This window comes from Bradyrhizobium sp. KB893862 SZCCT0404, assembly GCF_018130885.1.
In the GTDB taxonomy this organism is placed as follows: Bacteria; Pseudomonadota; Alphaproteobacteria; order Rhizobiales; family Xanthobacteraceae; genus Bradyrhizobium; species Bradyrhizobium stylosanthis.
The window spans coordinates 179,096-193,700 of record NZ_JAFCLT010000008.1 but is presented as its reverse complement, the minus strand read 5'-3'; the positions used below and the strand labels follow the sequence as shown (position 1 = coordinate 193,700).

19 protein-coding genes are annotated in these 14,605 nt (G+C 61.9%); 11 read left to right on the top strand and 8 right to left on the bottom strand.

What is annotated here, in order from left to right:
- Positions 1-59: 59 nt before the first annotated feature.
- The 3 genes from JQ617_RS28505 (at position 60) to JQ617_RS28495 (ending at position 1,463) form a co-directional block, all read left to right on the top strand.
- Positions 60-506, top strand: coding sequence for a hypothetical protein (locus JQ617_RS28505; protein WP_063692282.1), 447 nt, complete (start codon positions 60-62; stop codon positions 504-506).
- Positions 507-630: 124 nt separating this feature from the next.
- Positions 631-915, top strand: coding sequence for a hypothetical protein (locus JQ617_RS28500; protein WP_212029214.1), 285 nt, complete (start codon positions 631-633; stop codon positions 913-915).
- 119 nt (positions 916-1,034) lie between these two features.
- Positions 1,035-1,463 (top strand): CHRD domain-containing protein, encoded by a 429-nt coding sequence (locus JQ617_RS28495; RefSeq protein ID WP_212029213.1) that lies wholly within the window; start codon positions 1,035-1,037, stop codon positions 1,461-1,463.
- A gap of 51 nt (positions 1,464-1,514) precedes the next feature.
- Here JQ617_RS28495 and JQ617_RS28490 read toward each other — a convergent pair whose 3' ends face one another.
- On the bottom strand, positions 1,515-3,104 hold the full coding sequence (locus JQ617_RS28490) for an EAL domain-containing protein (protein ID WP_212029212.1): 1,590 nt from the start codon (positions 3,102-3,104) through the stop codon (positions 1,515-1,517).
- A 148-nt stretch (positions 3,105-3,252) separates the two neighbouring features.
- Positions 3,253-3,420: a hypothetical protein gene (locus JQ617_RS28485; RefSeq protein WP_212029211.1), complete on the bottom strand. Its 168-nt coding sequence runs from the start codon at positions 3,418-3,420 to the stop codon at positions 3,253-3,255.
- Between the two features lie 389 nt (positions 3,421-3,809).
- On the opposite strand from JQ617_RS28485, the gene JQ617_RS28480 reads away from it, so the two are divergent.
- Positions 3,810-4,964, top strand: a complete 1,155-nt coding sequence (locus JQ617_RS28480) for an acyltransferase family protein (protein WP_212029210.1) — start codon at positions 3,810-3,812, stop codon at positions 4,962-4,964.
- Here the strand turns inward: JQ617_RS28480 and JQ617_RS28475 are convergent.
- Both JQ617_RS28475 and JQ617_RS28470 read right to left on the bottom strand, forming a co-directional pair.
- On the bottom strand, positions 4,912-5,280 hold the full coding sequence (locus tag JQ617_RS28475) for a VanZ family protein (protein WP_063692274.1): 369 nt from the start codon (positions 5,278-5,280) through the stop codon (positions 4,912-4,914). The genes JQ617_RS28480 and JQ617_RS28475 overlap by 53 nt on opposite strands.
- Positions 5,281-5,499: 219 nt before the next feature.
- A complete protein-coding gene (locus tag JQ617_RS28470; RefSeq protein ID WP_167358304.1) occupies positions 5,500-5,673 on the bottom strand; it encodes a hypothetical protein in 174 nt (57 codons plus the stop codon).
- A gap of 693 nt (positions 5,674-6,366) precedes the next feature.
- Between JQ617_RS28470 and JQ617_RS28465 the strand changes: the two genes are divergently transcribed.
- The 3 genes from JQ617_RS28465 (at position 6,367) to JQ617_RS28455 (ending at position 7,227) form a co-directional block, all read left to right on the top strand.
- Entirely contained in the window at positions 6,367-6,522 is a 156-nt protein-coding gene (locus JQ617_RS28465) for a hypothetical protein (protein WP_167358303.1), read from the top strand.
- Positions 6,523-6,555: 33 nt separating this feature from the next.
- A complete protein-coding gene (locus JQ617_RS28460) occupies positions 6,556-6,849 on the top strand; it encodes a hypothetical protein (protein ID WP_212029209.1) in 294 nt (97 codons plus the stop codon).
- A gap of 111 nt (positions 6,850-6,960) precedes the next feature.
- Positions 6,961-7,227, top strand: coding sequence for a hypothetical protein (locus JQ617_RS28455; RefSeq protein ID WP_212029208.1), 267 nt, complete (start codon positions 6,961-6,963; stop codon positions 7,225-7,227).
- 376 nt (positions 7,228-7,603) lie between these two features.
- Here the strand turns inward: JQ617_RS28455 and rfbB are convergent, their stop codons facing one another.
- Together rfbB and rfbA are read right to left on the bottom strand one after the other, a co-directional pair.
- Positions 7,604-8,668, bottom strand: a complete 1,065-nt coding sequence (rfbB, locus tag JQ617_RS28450; protein ID WP_145667603.1) for a dTDP-glucose 4,6-dehydratase — start codon at positions 8,666-8,668, stop codon at positions 7,604-7,606.
- A gap of 13 nt (positions 8,669-8,681) precedes the next feature.
- Entirely contained in the window at positions 8,682-9,569 is an 888-nt protein-coding gene (rfbA, locus tag JQ617_RS28445; RefSeq protein ID WP_063692268.1) for a glucose-1-phosphate thymidylyltransferase RfbA, read from the bottom strand.
- An 87-nt stretch (positions 9,570-9,656) separates the two neighbouring features.
- Here rfbA and rfbC point away from each other — a divergent pair, with 87 nt between their 5' ends.
- The 3 genes from rfbC to JQ617_RS28430 all read left to right on the top strand — a co-directional run bounded on the left by rfbC (position 9,657) and on the right by JQ617_RS28430 (position 11,647).
- Positions 9,657-10,211, top strand: coding sequence for a dTDP-4-dehydrorhamnose 3,5-epimerase (gene rfbC / locus JQ617_RS28440; RefSeq protein WP_063692267.1), 555 nt, complete (start codon positions 9,657-9,659; stop codon positions 10,209-10,211).
- A 1-nt stretch (position 10,212) separates the two neighbouring features.
- Entirely contained in the window at positions 10,213-11,109 is an 897-nt protein-coding gene (rfbD, locus tag JQ617_RS28435; RefSeq protein ID WP_212029207.1) for a dTDP-4-dehydrorhamnose reductase, read from the top strand.
- A 115-nt stretch (positions 11,110-11,224) separates the two neighbouring features.
- The gene (locus JQ617_RS28430) at positions 11,225-11,647 is read left to right on the top strand and encodes a hypothetical protein (protein ID WP_063692263.1); all 423 of its coding nucleotides are present in this window, start codon (positions 11,225-11,227) and stop codon (positions 11,645-11,647) included.
- A 20-nt stretch (positions 11,648-11,667) separates the two neighbouring features.
- Here JQ617_RS28430 and JQ617_RS28425 read toward each other — a convergent pair whose 3' ends face one another.
- On the bottom strand, positions 11,668-12,402 hold the full coding sequence (locus JQ617_RS28425) for a metallophosphoesterase family protein (RefSeq protein WP_063692261.1): 735 nt from the start codon (positions 12,400-12,402) through the stop codon (positions 11,668-11,670).
- Between the two features lie 150 nt (positions 12,403-12,552).
- Positions 12,553-12,831: a hypothetical protein gene (locus JQ617_RS28420; protein ID WP_212029206.1), complete on the bottom strand. Its 279-nt coding sequence runs from the start codon at positions 12,829-12,831 to the stop codon at positions 12,553-12,555.
- Positions 12,832-13,176: 345 nt separating this feature from the next.
- On the opposite strand from JQ617_RS28420, the gene JQ617_RS28415 reads away from it, so the two are divergent.
- Positions 13,177-14,601 (top strand): undecaprenyl-phosphate glucose phosphotransferase, encoded by a 1,425-nt coding sequence (locus tag JQ617_RS28415; RefSeq protein ID WP_212029205.1) that lies wholly within the window; start codon positions 13,177-13,179, stop codon positions 14,599-14,601.
- The last annotated feature ends 4 nt before the right edge of the window (positions 14,602-14,605 follow it).

The following is a 14,605-nucleotide window of genomic DNA, read 5'->3' as shown; positions in this document are numbered from 1 at the left end:
TTGTCGCGCCCCAGAGTTGGTTGCAAATACCTCGTCAATTTCGCGGCGAGAAATTCCGGATGTTGAGAGACGGCAAATATGCTGCCTGGTTCAGGACCCCACGTGGTCAGGGCACCGGCCAGGTGGACCTCACCGACGGCCGGATTTCGGGCAGCGACAGCTTCTTCACCTATGGCGGCTCGTATCGTGTCGATGAGAAGCACTTCTCGGCGGTCTTGACCGTGAACCGCCACTCCGATGGCCCGGCGAACGTGTTCGGGCCGGACGAGGTCGAGGTCGCTCTCTCCGGCGTGTGCAACGGCCTGGTGGCGACCTGCTCGGGAACGGCCCGGGAAGCACCCGACGTGAAGTTCGAGGCGACGCTGATCTACAGCCAGGAAGATGCGCCGGCCTCCGACGCCCGCGGCGCGGTCGTGAGGCTCAATGCCGACAAATTGCCGAAGGGCCTCGACAGCCGTAGCCGGCCGCGCCCTTCCTTCACGCCGACCAAGACTCCCCTGTCCTGAGGCGCCGGCGCCTTAGCGTTGCATTGACGCTGTTGCCGCGAAAACATCGTGAGACTGCACTGCAGCAACCCTGCTTTCAGAGCTGGCCTCTAGGTTGAGGCCATAACAAAAGGCGGACAGGGACATGCCTCAGATCTGGATGACATATGACGAACTCGCGACACTCAACGGCTGCACCGCTGCGGAAGCACGGCAGCAGGCGCTGCAGCTGTCGCTCGACCGCCGCAAGAGCCGCGACGGGAACACCCGCGTCAAGCTGACCCCCGCATTGATGGACCGGTTCTTCGAGACCATCCGAGGCACCGATTCCGCGCTGGATGATGCGGTCGCGGCGCTTCGCGAGACCCATCGGCAGATGTCGGGCATTCTCGCGGCTGAACAGGAGAGCCTCAGGCGCGGGGTGGCGTAAGTCCGCCGTTTGGCCAACAGCGGCATCTTTTCGAATCAGGCATAATCGCCCAGCCGGAATTTGGCGTGATCCCCGGTGTTCTACACCGGATCCGGGACGTCACGGCTGGGAGGAATGCCATGAAGAAAGCCCTGTACCTTGCGGGCGCGATTGTCTTTGCGCTCCCGCTTGGCCTTGCGACAGCCGCCACCGCCGAAGTGATCAAATTGCAGGCGGAGCTCAAGGGCAGCAATGAGGTGCCGCCCAACGCCAGCGCCGGTTCCGGCAAGGCGGAGGCGGCGTTCGACACCGCGACGAAGGTTCTGACTTACACTGTCACCTATTCCGGCCTGAGCGGTCCTGCGCTGGGCGCGCATTTCCATGGGCCGAGCGAGCCCGGCAAGAATGCCGGCATCGCACTTCCGTTCAAGTCGGCGCAAAGCCCGATCCAGGGTACGGCGACTCTCACCGAGACGCAGGCGACGGATCTTCTGGAAGGCAAATGGTACGCGAACATCCATACGGGAGCCAATCCCGGCGGGGAGCTGCGCGGCCAGATGACGAAGTAGGCCGGCGATCCGACCCGCGGCAGGCTGGCCGAAGTCGGGCCGGCGACGCGCTCAGGCCACCAGAACAGCGTCGTCGACCGGAGCTGTGGCTACGGTCGCGGCACGGGAGGCCAGTAGCGCGTTGAACCTGGCGAAGGGCAGGGGCGCTGCGACGAGATAACCCTGGCCTTCCTCGACACCGCACGAGATCAGGGCACGAACCTGCTCCTCGGTCTCGATGCCTTCGGCGACCACCGTCATCTGGAAATCCCTGGCGAGCGCCACCAGCATCTCCACGATCGTCGTGGTCGAGGCGTCCACCGTGACGGTGTCGACGAAGAACTTGTCGATCTTGATGGTGTTGGCGCCCAGCTCCTTCAGCCGTGACAACCCGCTGTGGCCGACGCCGACGTCGTCGATGGCGACGCGGAAACCGTAGTCGCGCAGCTCACGCACCACGGCCGCGGCGCGCCCGAGATCGTCGAGCTCGTCGCGCTCGGTCACCTCGACCATGACCTGCCGCGCCGAGACTTTTGCCGCGGTGACGACGCTGCGCAGGGTCTCGACAAAGCCGGCGCTCAGGAGGTGCTTTGGCACGACGTTGAACGACAGCTTGAATTCCTTGTCGGACCTGAGATGCGGATGGAGGTCGGCCAGCGCGCGGCCGAGAATCTGCCAGGTCATGGCCTCGATGCGTCCGCTGGACTCCGCCAGCGGAATGAAGTTCATCGGCGGAACGATCGAGCCGTCCTCGCGCAGCCAGCGTGCGAGAATCTCGCAGCCCTTGATCCGGCCGGTTCCGAGATCGAAGATCGGTTGGAAAAACGGCATGAACTCGCCGCGCGCCAGGCCGCGATCGAGATCGGCGACGGGTCCCTCCATGCGGCGGCTGCGCGACAGCAGGACGCCGAACAGCAGGCCCAGCGCAAGGGCGACGGCCATCGCGGGCCAGTAGGCCTCGTTGTTCCAGGTTGAGAGCGCCGTCCTGTCGATGCGGATGACCGTGCGCAGCGGATACCGCGTCGAGCTCTTGGTGAATTCGACTGGATGGGGCAGGGGCTTGCCGGCGTCGAGGATGAATTCGCCGAGCTGTGCGCCGTTGTTGAGCGCCAGCACCACCTCGCTATGTGCCCGCAGCTCGGCCGGCATGATGTCGAACAGGCTGGCATTGACGCCGAGGATGGCGACCAGCGCCTTGTTCTTGCCGATGTCCCTGAGCACGCCGAGCGCGTCACCCCCGAACTGCTCGACACGGAACAGCATCAGTCTGGAATCGCGCGAGGCGAGCATGTCGCCGCGCTCGACCCAGCCCTTGTCGAACTCGAGCGTCTCGGAATAGGCCGAGCAGATCACCGAGCCGTCCGAATTGACGAGCCGGACGTCCTTCACGGCGGAGCGCTGATACACGTGGAGGCGGATGGCCTGGAGCGAGGCCGGATCGCAGGTGGCGAGTCCGCGGCCCGCGAGTTCGTCGAGGCTCGCGGCGGCGAAGTCGACCGCGAATTCGGACCGGCGCAGCACGACCTCGGTCAATTCGTCGAGATGGTGCGCCTGCTGGTCCTGGATGAAGCGCGTCGTGGCGATGTGACCGGCAAGGGCGAATGCGGCCATGCTCGCAAACACGAGCGCCGCCATCGTAAATTTCGGCCGTGCCGACGTCATCCCGGCCTTACCGGTTAAGAAAGGATGACCCGAAGCCTAACCAGGGAGGCGCTAAGATAAGGTTTAGACCAGAATGCTCCGGTTGCGTGGACCAGGGTTTACAGCCGGCCGGGGGGGCCGGTTCCCACGCTCGCGCATCGGCGCGGCCTTAGACGGGGCGATGCAGTCGGGATTTCACATGGATGACACCGAGCCGGCTCGCGGCGGCATCGCGTAGCTGCCACCTCTCGGGTCTCGTGACCCATAGCCGCACGGTCACGAACAGGATGTTGATTCCGAACCAGACCGAGATCGCGATCAGGAAAGAGCTTGTCATGACTCTGCTTCCGCATTCCTTTCGCAGACAATGCTAGGCGTGGGCGCGGGTTCCGCGCTTTGCGGAAAGGGCAGGCGATCGTCCTGCACATATTCTGGTCATCGATGAAACGAGGCCGCCGCAAACGGTCGATGCATTCCCATTCCGCGAAGAATCAGCAATCGAAGCTGAAGGCACTCGTCGCCGCCAGTCCGGCGAGGCGTCGTGCGAAGAGCAAGCGCATTGATGCGAGTCGCTCGAAAGCCCGTGCCGGTCTCGTCTTTGCTCGACCTGCCGCATCGTTATCCAGAGCGCGCTATTCCATGGCCAAGGTTTAGTCTTGGCTGACGTTCAATTTCCACTATATTGCGAACAGTTTTTTACGTGTTTCCGAATAGCGCGTGTGAGCGATGATACCTCGGGGAAGCCGGCACTATCCGATTCTAGATCTCTATCGCGCCATCGCATCTTTCGCCGTTGTGCTCTACCATATTGCCGGATCGCTTGAGATCGCCGGCATGGCGAGTCACGCCTATGTTGCCGTTGACTTCTTCTTCCTTCTGAGCGGCTTCGTCATCGATCGTGCCTACGGCGCGCGGCTGGAAGATCCGTCGTACAGGCTTGAATTCCTGTTGCTGCGTTTCGTCCGCCTTTGGCCGATGATCGTCCTGGGCACCCTTGTCGGCGCATTTGTTGCGACGGGTAGCCTCCTGAGGGGGCATGCGCTGGACCTGAGCAACATGGCCCTGGTGCTGGCGTTCGGTCTGCTCCTTTTGCCCTTTGGCCGAATGCCCCTGACGGCTTCCATCTTTCCATTCGATGGGCCGCTCTGGTCGCTCTTCTATGAAGTGGTGGCGAATGCCGCATACGGCTTCGCGTTCCGTTGGCTGCGCATACCGGTACTCTCAATCCTTGTGATTCTCTGCGGCGGCGGTCTGGTGGTGATATCGCTGCAACAGGGCGATCTGGAACTTGGCGCGAGAACCGGAGAAATCTCGGCTGGCTTCCTCCGTGTCGGCTTCTCGTTCTTCGCCGGCGTCCTCATGTCGCGGATCGGAACGGCGCCGACCGTCAGCGGGAGGACGGCCATCATCTCGGTCGCGGTCTTGATCGCTGTGCTGTTCGTACCCCTGCCCCTGCACCCGATCTATGATATCGCATGCGTTCTTGTCGTATTCCCGCTTTTGATATGGAGGAGCGCCGCGACGGCCGTGCCGCCGGATTGGAGGCAGGCCTGCAGCTTCGTCGGCGAGCTTTCCTATCCGCTGTACGCGGTGCACTACCCGATCACGCGCGTCTTCTTCTATTTTCAGGACAAGCTCGCCCTCGGCAAGACGGCGCTCGCCTTTTCGATCGTGCTGGAGGTGATCACCTGCCTCGGCGCGGCTTATGTCGCGACGAAATTCGTCGACCAGCCGGTGCGTGATTGGCTCGGCTCCTGGATCGAGCGCGTGCGTTCGCCGCGTACGGTTCCCGTGACCGGCAGCACCTGGGTCGCGCAGGTGCTTCCTGCTACGACGGCGGCGGCCTCGGCAGGAAAGCCAGAATTGTCTGGGCGAGAATAACACCGACGGCGCCGCCGGCGGCCTTTTGCAGCACATCGATAAAGCGGGGATCGCGGTCGGGCGTCAGCGCCTGGAAGACCTCGAGCGCGACCGCGACGGTAATCACGAAAGCACAGGCCAGCCTGATGCGGCCCGGCAACAGGAAGGCTAGCAGAAAGCCCAGCAGCCCGTAGGCGCTGAACCGTTCGATCACCACGACCCAATAGGCTTCAGCGTGTCCGATGAGCGCCGGTCTGCCAGCGAGCTTGACGAGCGTGGCGTAGACGATCAGCACAAGGCAGATGACTGCAGCTGCAATGAGATGATTCTGGCGCATCGCAGCATCATAGTCGCCCGGCCGGGGCAATGCTTCCGAAAGCCGTGAATATCGTTAAGGATCGGAAGAAAGGTTCGCGTGCTTGAACCGCTGTTCAAGATGGCGTCATGGCTTTTGGGCTTGTCGAAGGCTGCGCAGCGACGGCGTTCGTAGACCCGAAACCTGCATCGAGGCAACCGTGCTGTTGCGCCGGCCCGGGCAGGATCGTCCTCGGCGCCCTCAGCCCTTCTTCGTCGCCTTCGATTTCAGTGACAGGCCGAGCCGCAGGGCCATGCGCTTGATTGCGTCGGGCGATCGCCCGAGCTGTCTCGCCGCCTCTTCCAGCGAAGCCGACGACTTTGCCAACTCCATGAGCCGGCGGTCTTCCTTGAACGACCAGGGCTTGCGCGCCATAACCGAAATATTCCTCTCACTGCAATAAAGACAAAGCCGCCAAGCGGACCATGTGCGCTCGACGGCCTTGCTTGGGTGGGGCCGGACCTTTGGGGGAAGCCCGGTGCTAAATGGATAAGCGATGGGAGAGACTTCGCAACAAGCAACGAGAATTAAGCTAACTGCTCAACCTTACCGGCATGAATCGATGCGTGTCGCTCCGTATAACCACGGGCATTTCCGACGGCAGAGGTCGATCCGCGCAGCCTCGATCTCGATCGAGGTTCATCGGCCGCCAGCTCCAGCCTCGAAGTTCGATCTCGAACGTCCATTGGACGACGGGTACGCGAGCGCCGGCTGGATCCGCTCGGGATTCCGCGGAGCTCACTTCGAGACGCACCTCACGTCCGCCAGCGATGGCGGCAAGGACGGTTGGCTCCTCGCCGCCATGGCCGTCGGCTCCGCGCAAAATTTGGGAGCGCCGCCGCGCGCGCCACGCGACGAACCCGTAGCCGTCAACGCGAGCGAATCACGATCGAGCCCGCCACCGTCATGATCACCACAATGCAGCTTGTGATGGAGCAGTTGCAAAGTGAGCACACTGCACCGGTCTCGACGAGCAGCATTGCGTTGAACTCAGTGTGTCGTCACGAGATCGTCCAATTCACCCGGCTATGATCGCGCAAACAACAGCGGACCTTCCAGAAAACCAAGATGCTTCAGAAAGCGCGAGCGGCGTTCCCTCTCACCAGGCTGAGAGAACGGGCATTTGAAGGCGTGTTTTTCGGCGTCGCGCTGATCGCGATGGCAGGGTGGGTCTATTTCATCACGCTGTTGCTGGTGAGATTCTTTCTCTGGTTCTTCGGCTGACGCAGGCGAAACGATCACTTCGCATGCATTGTGATGCCGAAAAAACATCCCGGCATGGCGACAAAATCAGCGACGCCCATCATGATGTCGACACAACTCGAAGCTGAGAATGCTGCGTCACGAAGACAGCGCGCTGGGCAAGTGGAAGAAGTCAGAATGATTGTAGCTGCGATCCTGCTCTCGATTCTCGCCGGCTTTGGCGGCGGCTATGCGACGCGCGCCTGGCGATCGCGTCGGCGCAGGGTGCGTCATCCGCTCTATCAGCCCTATGATCCGGCCTTGTCTCCGCAGAGTGCGTCGTCGGCGCGAGGATGGCGAGCATTCTGAGGAAATACAACCATTGACGCGATCGATGGTGTGGCTGGTTGTCGTTCCGCGTCCGAACATGCGGAACCGTCAGCCTCCGCCACCGCCGTCTCGGCATGATTGGAGGCTGCGATGACCAGGCCTACGAACAACGCTCACCGGCGATATTTCGTCGACGCCACGGGCCGGCGTGTTCTGATCGGTCTGACCTCGGAGGAGACATTCGAGTTCGAGCGGCTTGACAGCAAGCTGGGGCTCGATCCGGAGGACGGCCAGGACGAGCTCCGCGGCCGTGACATCTGGCACGCGGCCGGTGAGCAGCGCTGGCTGGAGCTCTACGAGAAGCATGAGGGCGCCTGGAGGACATGGAAGGTGCAACACGCACCGACCAACCCATAGTCCGATCACGGAGCCGGATGCGGCGCTTGATCCCCCCGCGTGTTCGCAACGCGCAAATGGCCTTGCAGGCCTGTCAAGCCGAGCAGTCAGCAGTCATCCTGAGCGGGTGGCGCTGGAAAAAGCTTCGCAAGGCCATCCACGCCCATCCGGCGTTCCTCGGCAACGAGGACGCGCCGCGCGATGACGCGGCGAAATCTCCATTCAGGTCCGTCAAATTGATCCGCGGCCCAGATCTGCGGCTTCGGACGTCCGTCGAGGCCGCGGATCCACACGAAATAGTATTCATCCATTCCTGCGCCGCTTTCGGATCATGGGCGGAGAACCCGCCCATGTCCTGCATGTCCGCTCGGCCCTTCGCAAAGGGAGATCGATGCGGTCAGCCGAGGCCAATGCGCTTCTGCTGATAGCCGCGACCGAGAATGTTCTCCCACCACATCCGATTGTCGACGAACCATTTGACCGTCTTGGCGAGGCCGCTCTCGAAATTCTCGTCCGCGCGCCATCCGAGCTGGTTCTCGAGCTTGGAGGCATCGATCGCGTAACGGCGATCGTGGCCCGGACGATCGGGGACGAACGCAATCAGCTCTCGCCGAGAACCGGACCCGGACGGCGAGATTTCGTCGAGCAGATCGCAGATGCCTTCCACGACGTGGAGGTTGCTGCGCTCATTTCGCCCGCCGACATTGTAGGTTTCGCCGACCACGCCCCGCTCGAGCACCAACGCAAGCGCCTTGGCATGATCCTCGACGTAGAGCCAGTCTCGAATGTTCTGCCCGTCGCCATAAACCGGCAACGCTTCCTCGGCGAGCCCCTTGATGATCATGTGGGGGATGAGCTTCTCGGGGAAGTGATAGGGCCCGTAATTGTTCGAGCAGTTCGTGATCATCGTCGGCAGCTCGTAGGTCTCGCGCCAGGCGCGGACCAGATGATCGGACGAGGCCTTGCTCGCCGAGTAGGGCGAGTTCGGTGCATAAGCGGTTGTTTCCGTGAAGTAACCGTCCTTGCCGAGCGATCCGAACACCTCGTCGGTCGAGATGTGAAGGAAGCGGAATCGCGAACGGCGATCCGGGGACAGGCCTTTCCAGTACCGCAGGGCTTCCTGCAGCAGCGTGAACGTGCCCACGATGTTGGTCTGGATGAATTCGCCGGGACCGTCGATCGAGCGATCGACGTGGCTTTCGGCCGCCAGATTCATCACCGCGACGGGCTGGTACCGTTCGAACAGCTTCCGCAGCGATTGTCCTTCGCAGATACACTGCTTCTCGAACGCATAGCGCGGGTTGCCGGCGGCATTCGGGATCGACTCGAGATTCGCCGCGTAAGTGAGCTTGTCGATGTTGACGACGCGGGCGTTCGTATCCCGGAGAAGATGCCGGACGACTGCCGAGCCGATGAAACCTGCACCGCCGGTGACGAAGATCGTGGAGCCTTCAAAACGCATGTGTCGCCTTGCCTCAGTTCAGACCGTGGGCGGCGAAAGAGCGCGCCACCGATTGCAGATATTGGCCGTAGCTGCTCTTGGCGGTCTTCTCGGCAACCTTCGTGAAGGCGTCCAGGGAAATGTAGCCGCGCCGAAGTGCGATTTCTTCCGGGCAAGCGATGCGCAGTCCCTGTCGCTGTTCCAGGATCTGCACGAAGTGACTGGCTTCGACCAGGGAGGCATGCGTTCCGGTGTCGAGCCAGGCAAACCCGCGCCCGAGCACCTCGACGAACAGGTCGCCGCTGTCGAGATATGCGTTGTTCACGTCGGTGATCTCGATCTCGCCGCGCGCGGAAGGCTTGATCTTCGCGGCGATGTCGACCACGCGATTGTCGTAGAAATAGAGACCGGTCACGGCCACATTCGACTTCGGCTGCACGGGCTTCTCTTCGATCGAGCGCGCGCGTCCGTCGGGGCCGAATTCGACCACGCCATATTGCTCGGGTGTATTGACGACGTAGCCGAAGATCGTGGCGCCGCTCGGGCGTGCTGCGGCCTTGGCCAGCAGTTCCGGAAGTCCGTGTCCGTAGAAGATATTGTCTCCGAGGACAAGTGCGACCGAATCTTGTCCTACGAACTCGCGTCCCACGATGAAAGCATCAGCAAGCCCGCGCGGCGTTTCCTGCGAGGCATACGAAAATTTGAGGCCGATATCCGTTCCGTCGCCAAGCAGACGCTGAAACAGCGGCTTGTCCTGCGGCGTGGAGATGATGAGGATGTCGCGGATTCCAGCAAGCATCAGAGCTGACAGCGGATAATAGATCATCGGCTTGTCAAAAACCGGAAGCAGTTGTTTCGACACCACAGTCGTGACGGGATAAAGGCGCGAACCTGTTCCGCCAGCGAGTATTATTCCCTTCATCGGTCCTCTCTGGTTTGCGAGCGCGAAAATATCAGATAGAGTGCGCTGCACAAGATTATTGTCGATGCTGAAGCTGAAGCCTTGCGAATGAACGTTCTCACGACACATCTACCCGAAGTTCTGATCGTCGAGCCGAAGCTGTTCGGCGATCAACGTGGCTTCTTCCTGGAGTCCTATCAATTCGAGCGATACGCGCAGAACGGCATTACGCGCCCGTTCGTGCAGGACAATCTCTCGCGCTCGCGTTTTGGGGTGCTGCGTGGCTTGCATCTGCAAAATCCCGTGACGCAAGGCAAGCTTGTCACGGTGCTGCGAGGTCGTGTTCTGGATGTTGCAGTCGATGTCCGTGTGGGCAGCCCAAACTTTGGGCGGCATGTTGCCGTTGAACTGAGCGAAGACAATCGCAGGCAATTGTGGGTTCCTCGTGGCTTCGCTCACGGTTTTGCCGTGCTCTCCGAGACAGCCGATTTCTTCTACAAATGCGACGAGCTCTACAGTCCGAAGGATGAAATCTCCGTGCGCTGGAACGATCCGGCGATCGGCATCGACTGGGGTGTCGCAGAACCGTCACTTTCGCCCAAGGATGCCGATGCGCCGCTGCTGGCGGACGTGAAGGGGCTCCCCCGCTACGGCGAGGTCTGACATGAAAATTCTTCTGACTGGCGCCGGCGGGCAAGTCGGCGGCGCGCTGCGGCGATTGCTTCAGGATCGCGCGAACATCGTGGCGCCGACGCGCGAGACGTTCGACCTGTCGCAACCGGCGGGCCTCGCTGAAAAGCTGGACTCGATCGGGCCGGATCTGATCATCAATCCCGCGGCTTACACGGCCGTCGATCGCGCCGAAGACGAGCGCGAGACGGCGTTTCGGGTCAACGCGGAATCACCTGAGGTCATGGCCCAATGGGCCGCGCGCCGCCGCGTCCCTCTGGTGCACTTCTCGACTGACTATGTCTTCGACGGCTCGGGCGAGCGTCCGTGGCGCGAGGACAGCGCTCCGCGTCCGCTCTCTGTGTATGGCGAGAGCAAGCTTGCCGGCGATCTCGCGATTGCCGGGGCAGGTGGACCTCATCTCATCGCGCGCACATCGTGGGTCTATGCCGCGACGGGCGCAAATTTTCTCAAGACGATCGTGCGTTTGGCGGGAGAACGGGAAGAACTGCGGATTGTCGCCGATCAGATTGGCGCACCTACAACTGCGGATGCGATCGCTCGCGCGATGGTTGCGATGCTGCAGCCGGCAGACGAGGATTTTGCCGCAATGTTCGAAAAGCGGGGCGGGGTCGTCAATCTGGTCTGCGCCGGCGAGACAAGCTGGCACGGCTTTGCGAGCGCGATCGTCTCCGGGCTGAAGGCGCGTGGGGCGCAATTCGCCGTGAAGCAGATCGTTCCAATCGCTTCGAGCGAATTTCCGGTCAAGGCGAAGCGCCCCTCCAATTCCCGACTGGACCTGACGCGTCTGCGGGAGCAGTTCGATATCGCGATGCCGACCTGGCAGCAGGCGCTCGATCGCGAGTTGGACGCTCTCAAGGCAACAATGTGATGGCCACTGTCTCCGCGCCGTCCCTCGAATCGAGCGGATGATCCGGGGACTTCAGTGTTTGTTAACCATCTCGGAGCCATTTTCTGGTTTGGCGCTTCAACCCGGAAATGCACGCATGTTCCAGCTCTTCCTGCGGGCCCGCACCCATAACTTCCTGAAAGATCGCTTCGCCGGAGAGCAGACGTTCCGGGCGCGCTCGCCCGAGCGGGACGCGGAAACCGATCGCACCCGCATCGAAGCCATCATGAGCGCGATCGAGGACGCTCTCCACGCAGCGGAGCGTGAGCAGTCGGGCCTGAACCGCCGGGTGGAAGACGTGCTGGCGCGCGCGGCCGTGACCTTCGGCAACGGCGACGACGAATATCTCGAGCGCGAGGCGCTGGACAACCATCACCAGGATTTGTTCGACAAGGAAATCCTGAACGGCCAGCGCCGGCTCAAGGAGCTCGGCGCCTCCATCGCTCATTTCAAGTTCCTGAAGGCGGCAATGCTGAGCCGGTTTCCGGAATACAAGCCTCCGGCAAGCTCCACCAACTAGAATCCAGCGAGCGCGGCCCGCTAGATCGCGAGCATGCTGTTGCCCTGGATGGACAGCAGCGTCAGATTCCCGGTCGCATAGGCGCCGGTGTCGATGTTGGCGCGGTTCTCCAGCAACTCGGCCTGCCGCACCGGCGTGTGGCCGTGCACGACGTATTTGCCAAAGCGCCGCTTGCTCTGGAGAAATTCGTCCCTGATCCACAGCAAATCGGATTCGCGCTGTTCGGAGAGCGGGATGCCCGGGCGCACCCCGGCATGGACGAAGAAGAAATCGCCGCATGTGAAGGTCGGCCGCAACTGGCGCAGGAACGCGATGTGCTCCGGCGGCATGACGGATGTGAGCTCGCGCACCAGGTCGGCTTGCTCGTCCTTGCTGAGGCCCGGCGCGGCCGACACGCCGTAGGACATCATGGTCTGGATGCCGCCGAACTGAAACCATTCGGTGGCGCGCGCGGGGTCCTCCAGCACCGAGGTGAAATAGGCCTCGTGATTGCCCTTCAGAAACACGGTGTTACGGCGGCGGCTGCGCTGGATCAGGAGGTCGAGGGTGTGGCGCGAGTCCGGTCCGCGATCGATGTAGTCGCCGAGGAACACCTCGATGGCGCGATAAGGCCGGCTGTTGGCCATGTCCGCATCGATCACGGCGAACATCTGCTCGAGCAGATGCGCGCATCCGTGGATGTCGGCGATCGCATAGATGCGCACGCCGTTCGGGAGCTTCGGCCGTGGCGAATTTTTGGGCGCAGTCGTGACCATGGGGTGCAACTCTTTCAGAGAGCTTCGCCCCGGATGTCAATATGGTATCGACGAAAACGAAAGACCACTTGCCGTTTTTTCCCGGCTTCTGGCCGGCGGAGATTGATCGGTGCTCGTGGAAACGCCAATCCCCGGCGTGTCGAGGCCCCGCTAGCCGAAGCCGCGGCTGTCGAACGAAGGCGCGGCCTTCTCGCGATAGGCGCTTGTTCGTGCGCGCACCAGAGCGGCGCCACAAAAATAGCCAAGCTGGAGCACCGTTGCGAAAACGAGAATCGCGGCAACGACGTAGGCCGAATCATGTCCGTGCCACAGTAGGCCCGAACCGAGGATCGCTGCACCGAACACGATGGCGGGCGGAAGAATGAAGATTCGGAATCGGCCTCCCAGCAACGATCCAATCAACAAGCTGAAAACGGCAACCGTACTCACGACACAACTCCCACGAATTGGTCGCGAGTGTTAATGGCCGCGCGCTAATAACGGCTTAAGCGGCATGGTTGAACAGTCGTTCAAATGCGCGCGTCGCGCTGCGCGCATATGACGCTATTTGACGGAAATCGTGGCGAGCTGCCCGCATAATTGTCACGTGTGTGACAGTCGTTTGTGCATTCCATCGTTGCGGTGCTGCGATGCATAAAAATCGATTTGATTTTTCCATTGCACTGCCGCAATGTCGCTTTGTTTAGTTAAGATATACTTCGGCGCGCGTTTAAAATTTGGATCGATTTGCTCGCAGTATCGACTGCGAGTGCGTGACGAGGCAGCGAGGTTCGGATGGCTGTAGCAACTTACGGTTCGGAAAACTACTATTCGGTTATATCGAATCGGCGCGGTGCCCTTCAAAGACCTCTCCAGATTGCGCTCATCGCCGGTGACTTCGCTGCGGTGCTGTTCAGCTACTTCGTCGCGAGCGGCCTCTATCGCGTGCTCGTGACCGAGCAGGATTCGTCCGTCGGCGCCGGGCTCGTCGTCGGCGCGGTGTTCGTGACCATCGCTTACTTCCAGGGCGTCTACGACCACCATCGCCTGCTCAGCACCGTCTGGCAGCTGCGCAAGACGCTGGCCATCTGGCTGATCTCGCTGACCATCCTGGCGGTCGAGGCGTTCCTGCTGAAGTCCTCCGCCGAGCTGTCGCGCGGCACCACGCTGTTGTTCGCCGCGACCGGCGTCATGGCCCTCGGTGGGCTTCGTGTGTTCTGGCGCCTCGCCCTCACGTCGAGCTACGCGAAGGGCCGTCTCGTCGACCGCAAGGTCGTGCTGCTGAGCCTCAAGCCGCTCGACTTCACCTCGACGCGCTTCAAGGATCTGCGCAAGCACGGCTTCAACGTCGTGCGGCATTTCGTGCTCGAGCCCTCCGAAGATGGTGCGGGCTGGGAGCGCGAGATCCGCGACATCATTCGCCAGGCCCGGACCGCGGACGTGGAAGAATATCTCCTGGTCATCGACTGGGACGAGATGCCTCTTCTCCAGAAGCTGAGCCAGCACCTGCGTGTCGTGCCTCAGCCGATCCGCCTTCTGCCCGATTTCCCGATCGCCGATCTGGTCTCGCGTCCGTTCCAGCCCGTCAGCGGCACGGTAGCGATCGAGATCCAGCGTGCGCCGCTCAGCGTGTTCGAGCAGGCGCAGAAGCGCTGCCTCGACATCGGCCTGGCTTCGTTCGCGCTGTTGTTGCTGGCGCCGCTGTTGGTGACGGCGGCGATCATGATCAAGCTGGATTCGAAGGGCAAGATCATCTTCAAGCAGTCGCGCCGCGGCTTCAACGGCAAGCAGTTCGAGATCTGGAAGTTCCGCTCGATGACGGTGGCCGAGAACGGCCACGTCGTGACGCAGGCGACCAAGAGCGATGCGCGCGTGACCCGTGTCGGCCGCGTGCTGCGTCGGACCAGCATCGATGAGCTTCCGCAGCTCTGGAACGTTCTGCGCGGCGAGATGTCCCTGGTCGGACCGCGCCCGCACGCGCTCGCGCATGACAATTATTACGATCCGATGATCAGCAACTACGTCTACCGCCACCACATGAAGCCGGGCCTGACGGGTTGGGCCCAGGTCAATGGATTCCGCGGTGAGACGCCGACGATCGATCTGATGGAAAAGCGCGTCGAATACGATGTCTGGTACGTCAGCAACTGGAGCATCTGGCTCGACATCAAGATCATCTTCAAGACGGCCCTGGCTCTGGTCCATCAGGAAGCCTACTGACGGC

What these genes read in the sequence shown, in the direction of transcription:
- JQ617_RS28430 (WP_063692263.1), top strand. Translation starts at nt 11,225, where the DNA reads ATGTTCCAGCTCTTCCTGCGGGCCCGCACCCATAACTTCCTGAAAGAT.
- JQ617_RS28495 (WP_212029213.1), top strand. Translation starts at nt 1,035, where the DNA reads ATGAAGAAAGCCCTGTACCTTGCGGGCGCGATTGTCTTTGCGCTCCCG.
- JQ617_RS28415 (WP_212029205.1), top strand. Translation starts at nt 13,177, where the DNA reads ATGGCTGTAGCAACTTACGGTTCGGAAAACTACTATTCGGTTATATCG.
- JQ617_RS28485 (WP_212029211.1), bottom strand. Translation starts at nt 3,420, where the DNA reads ATGACAAGCTCTTTCCTGATCGCGATCTCGGTCTGGTTCGGAATCAAC.
- rfbD (WP_212029207.1), top strand. Translation starts at nt 10,213, where the DNA reads ATGAAAATTCTTCTGACTGGCGCCGGCGGGCAAGTCGGCGGCGCGCTG.
- JQ617_RS28465 (WP_167358303.1), top strand. Translation starts at nt 6,367, where the DNA reads ATGCTTCAGAAAGCGCGAGCGGCGTTCCCTCTCACCAGGCTGAGAGAA.
- JQ617_RS28460 (WP_212029209.1), top strand. Translation starts at nt 6,556, where the DNA reads ATGCCGAAAAAACATCCCGGCATGGCGACAAAATCAGCGACGCCCATC.
- JQ617_RS28470 (WP_167358304.1), bottom strand. Translation starts at nt 5,673, where the DNA reads ATGGCGCGCAAGCCCTGGTCGTTCAAGGAAGACCGCCGGCTCATGGAG.
- JQ617_RS28505 (WP_063692282.1), top strand. Translation starts at nt 60, where the DNA reads ATGTTGAGAGACGGCAAATATGCTGCCTGGTTCAGGACCCCACGTGGT.
- rfbA (WP_063692268.1), bottom strand. Translation starts at nt 9,569, where the DNA reads ATGAAGGGAATAATACTCGCTGGCGGAACAGGTTCGCGCCTTTATCCC.
- JQ617_RS28425 (WP_063692261.1), bottom strand. Translation starts at nt 12,402, where the DNA reads ATGGTCACGACTGCGCCCAAAAATTCGCCACGGCCGAAGCTCCCGAAC.
- rfbB (WP_145667603.1), bottom strand. Translation starts at nt 8,668, where the DNA reads ATGCGTTTTGAAGGCTCCACGATCTTCGTCACCGGCGGTGCAGGTTTC.
- JQ617_RS28475 (WP_063692274.1), bottom strand. Translation starts at nt 5,280, where the DNA reads ATGCGCCAGAATCATCTCATTGCAGCTGCAGTCATCTGCCTTGTGCTG.
- JQ617_RS28480 (WP_212029210.1), top strand. Translation starts at nt 3,810, where the DNA reads ATGATACCTCGGGGAAGCCGGCACTATCCGATTCTAGATCTCTATCGC.
- JQ617_RS28490 (WP_212029212.1), bottom strand. Translation starts at nt 3,104, where the DNA reads ATGACGTCGGCACGGCCGAAATTTACGATGGCGGCGCTCGTGTTTGCG.
- JQ617_RS28455 (WP_212029208.1), top strand. Translation starts at nt 6,961, where the DNA reads ATGACCAGGCCTACGAACAACGCTCACCGGCGATATTTCGTCGACGCC.
- rfbC (WP_063692267.1), top strand. Translation starts at nt 9,657, where the DNA reads ATGAACGTTCTCACGACACATCTACCCGAAGTTCTGATCGTCGAGCCG.
- JQ617_RS28500 (WP_212029214.1), top strand. Translation starts at nt 631, where the DNA reads ATGCCTCAGATCTGGATGACATATGACGAACTCGCGACACTCAACGGC.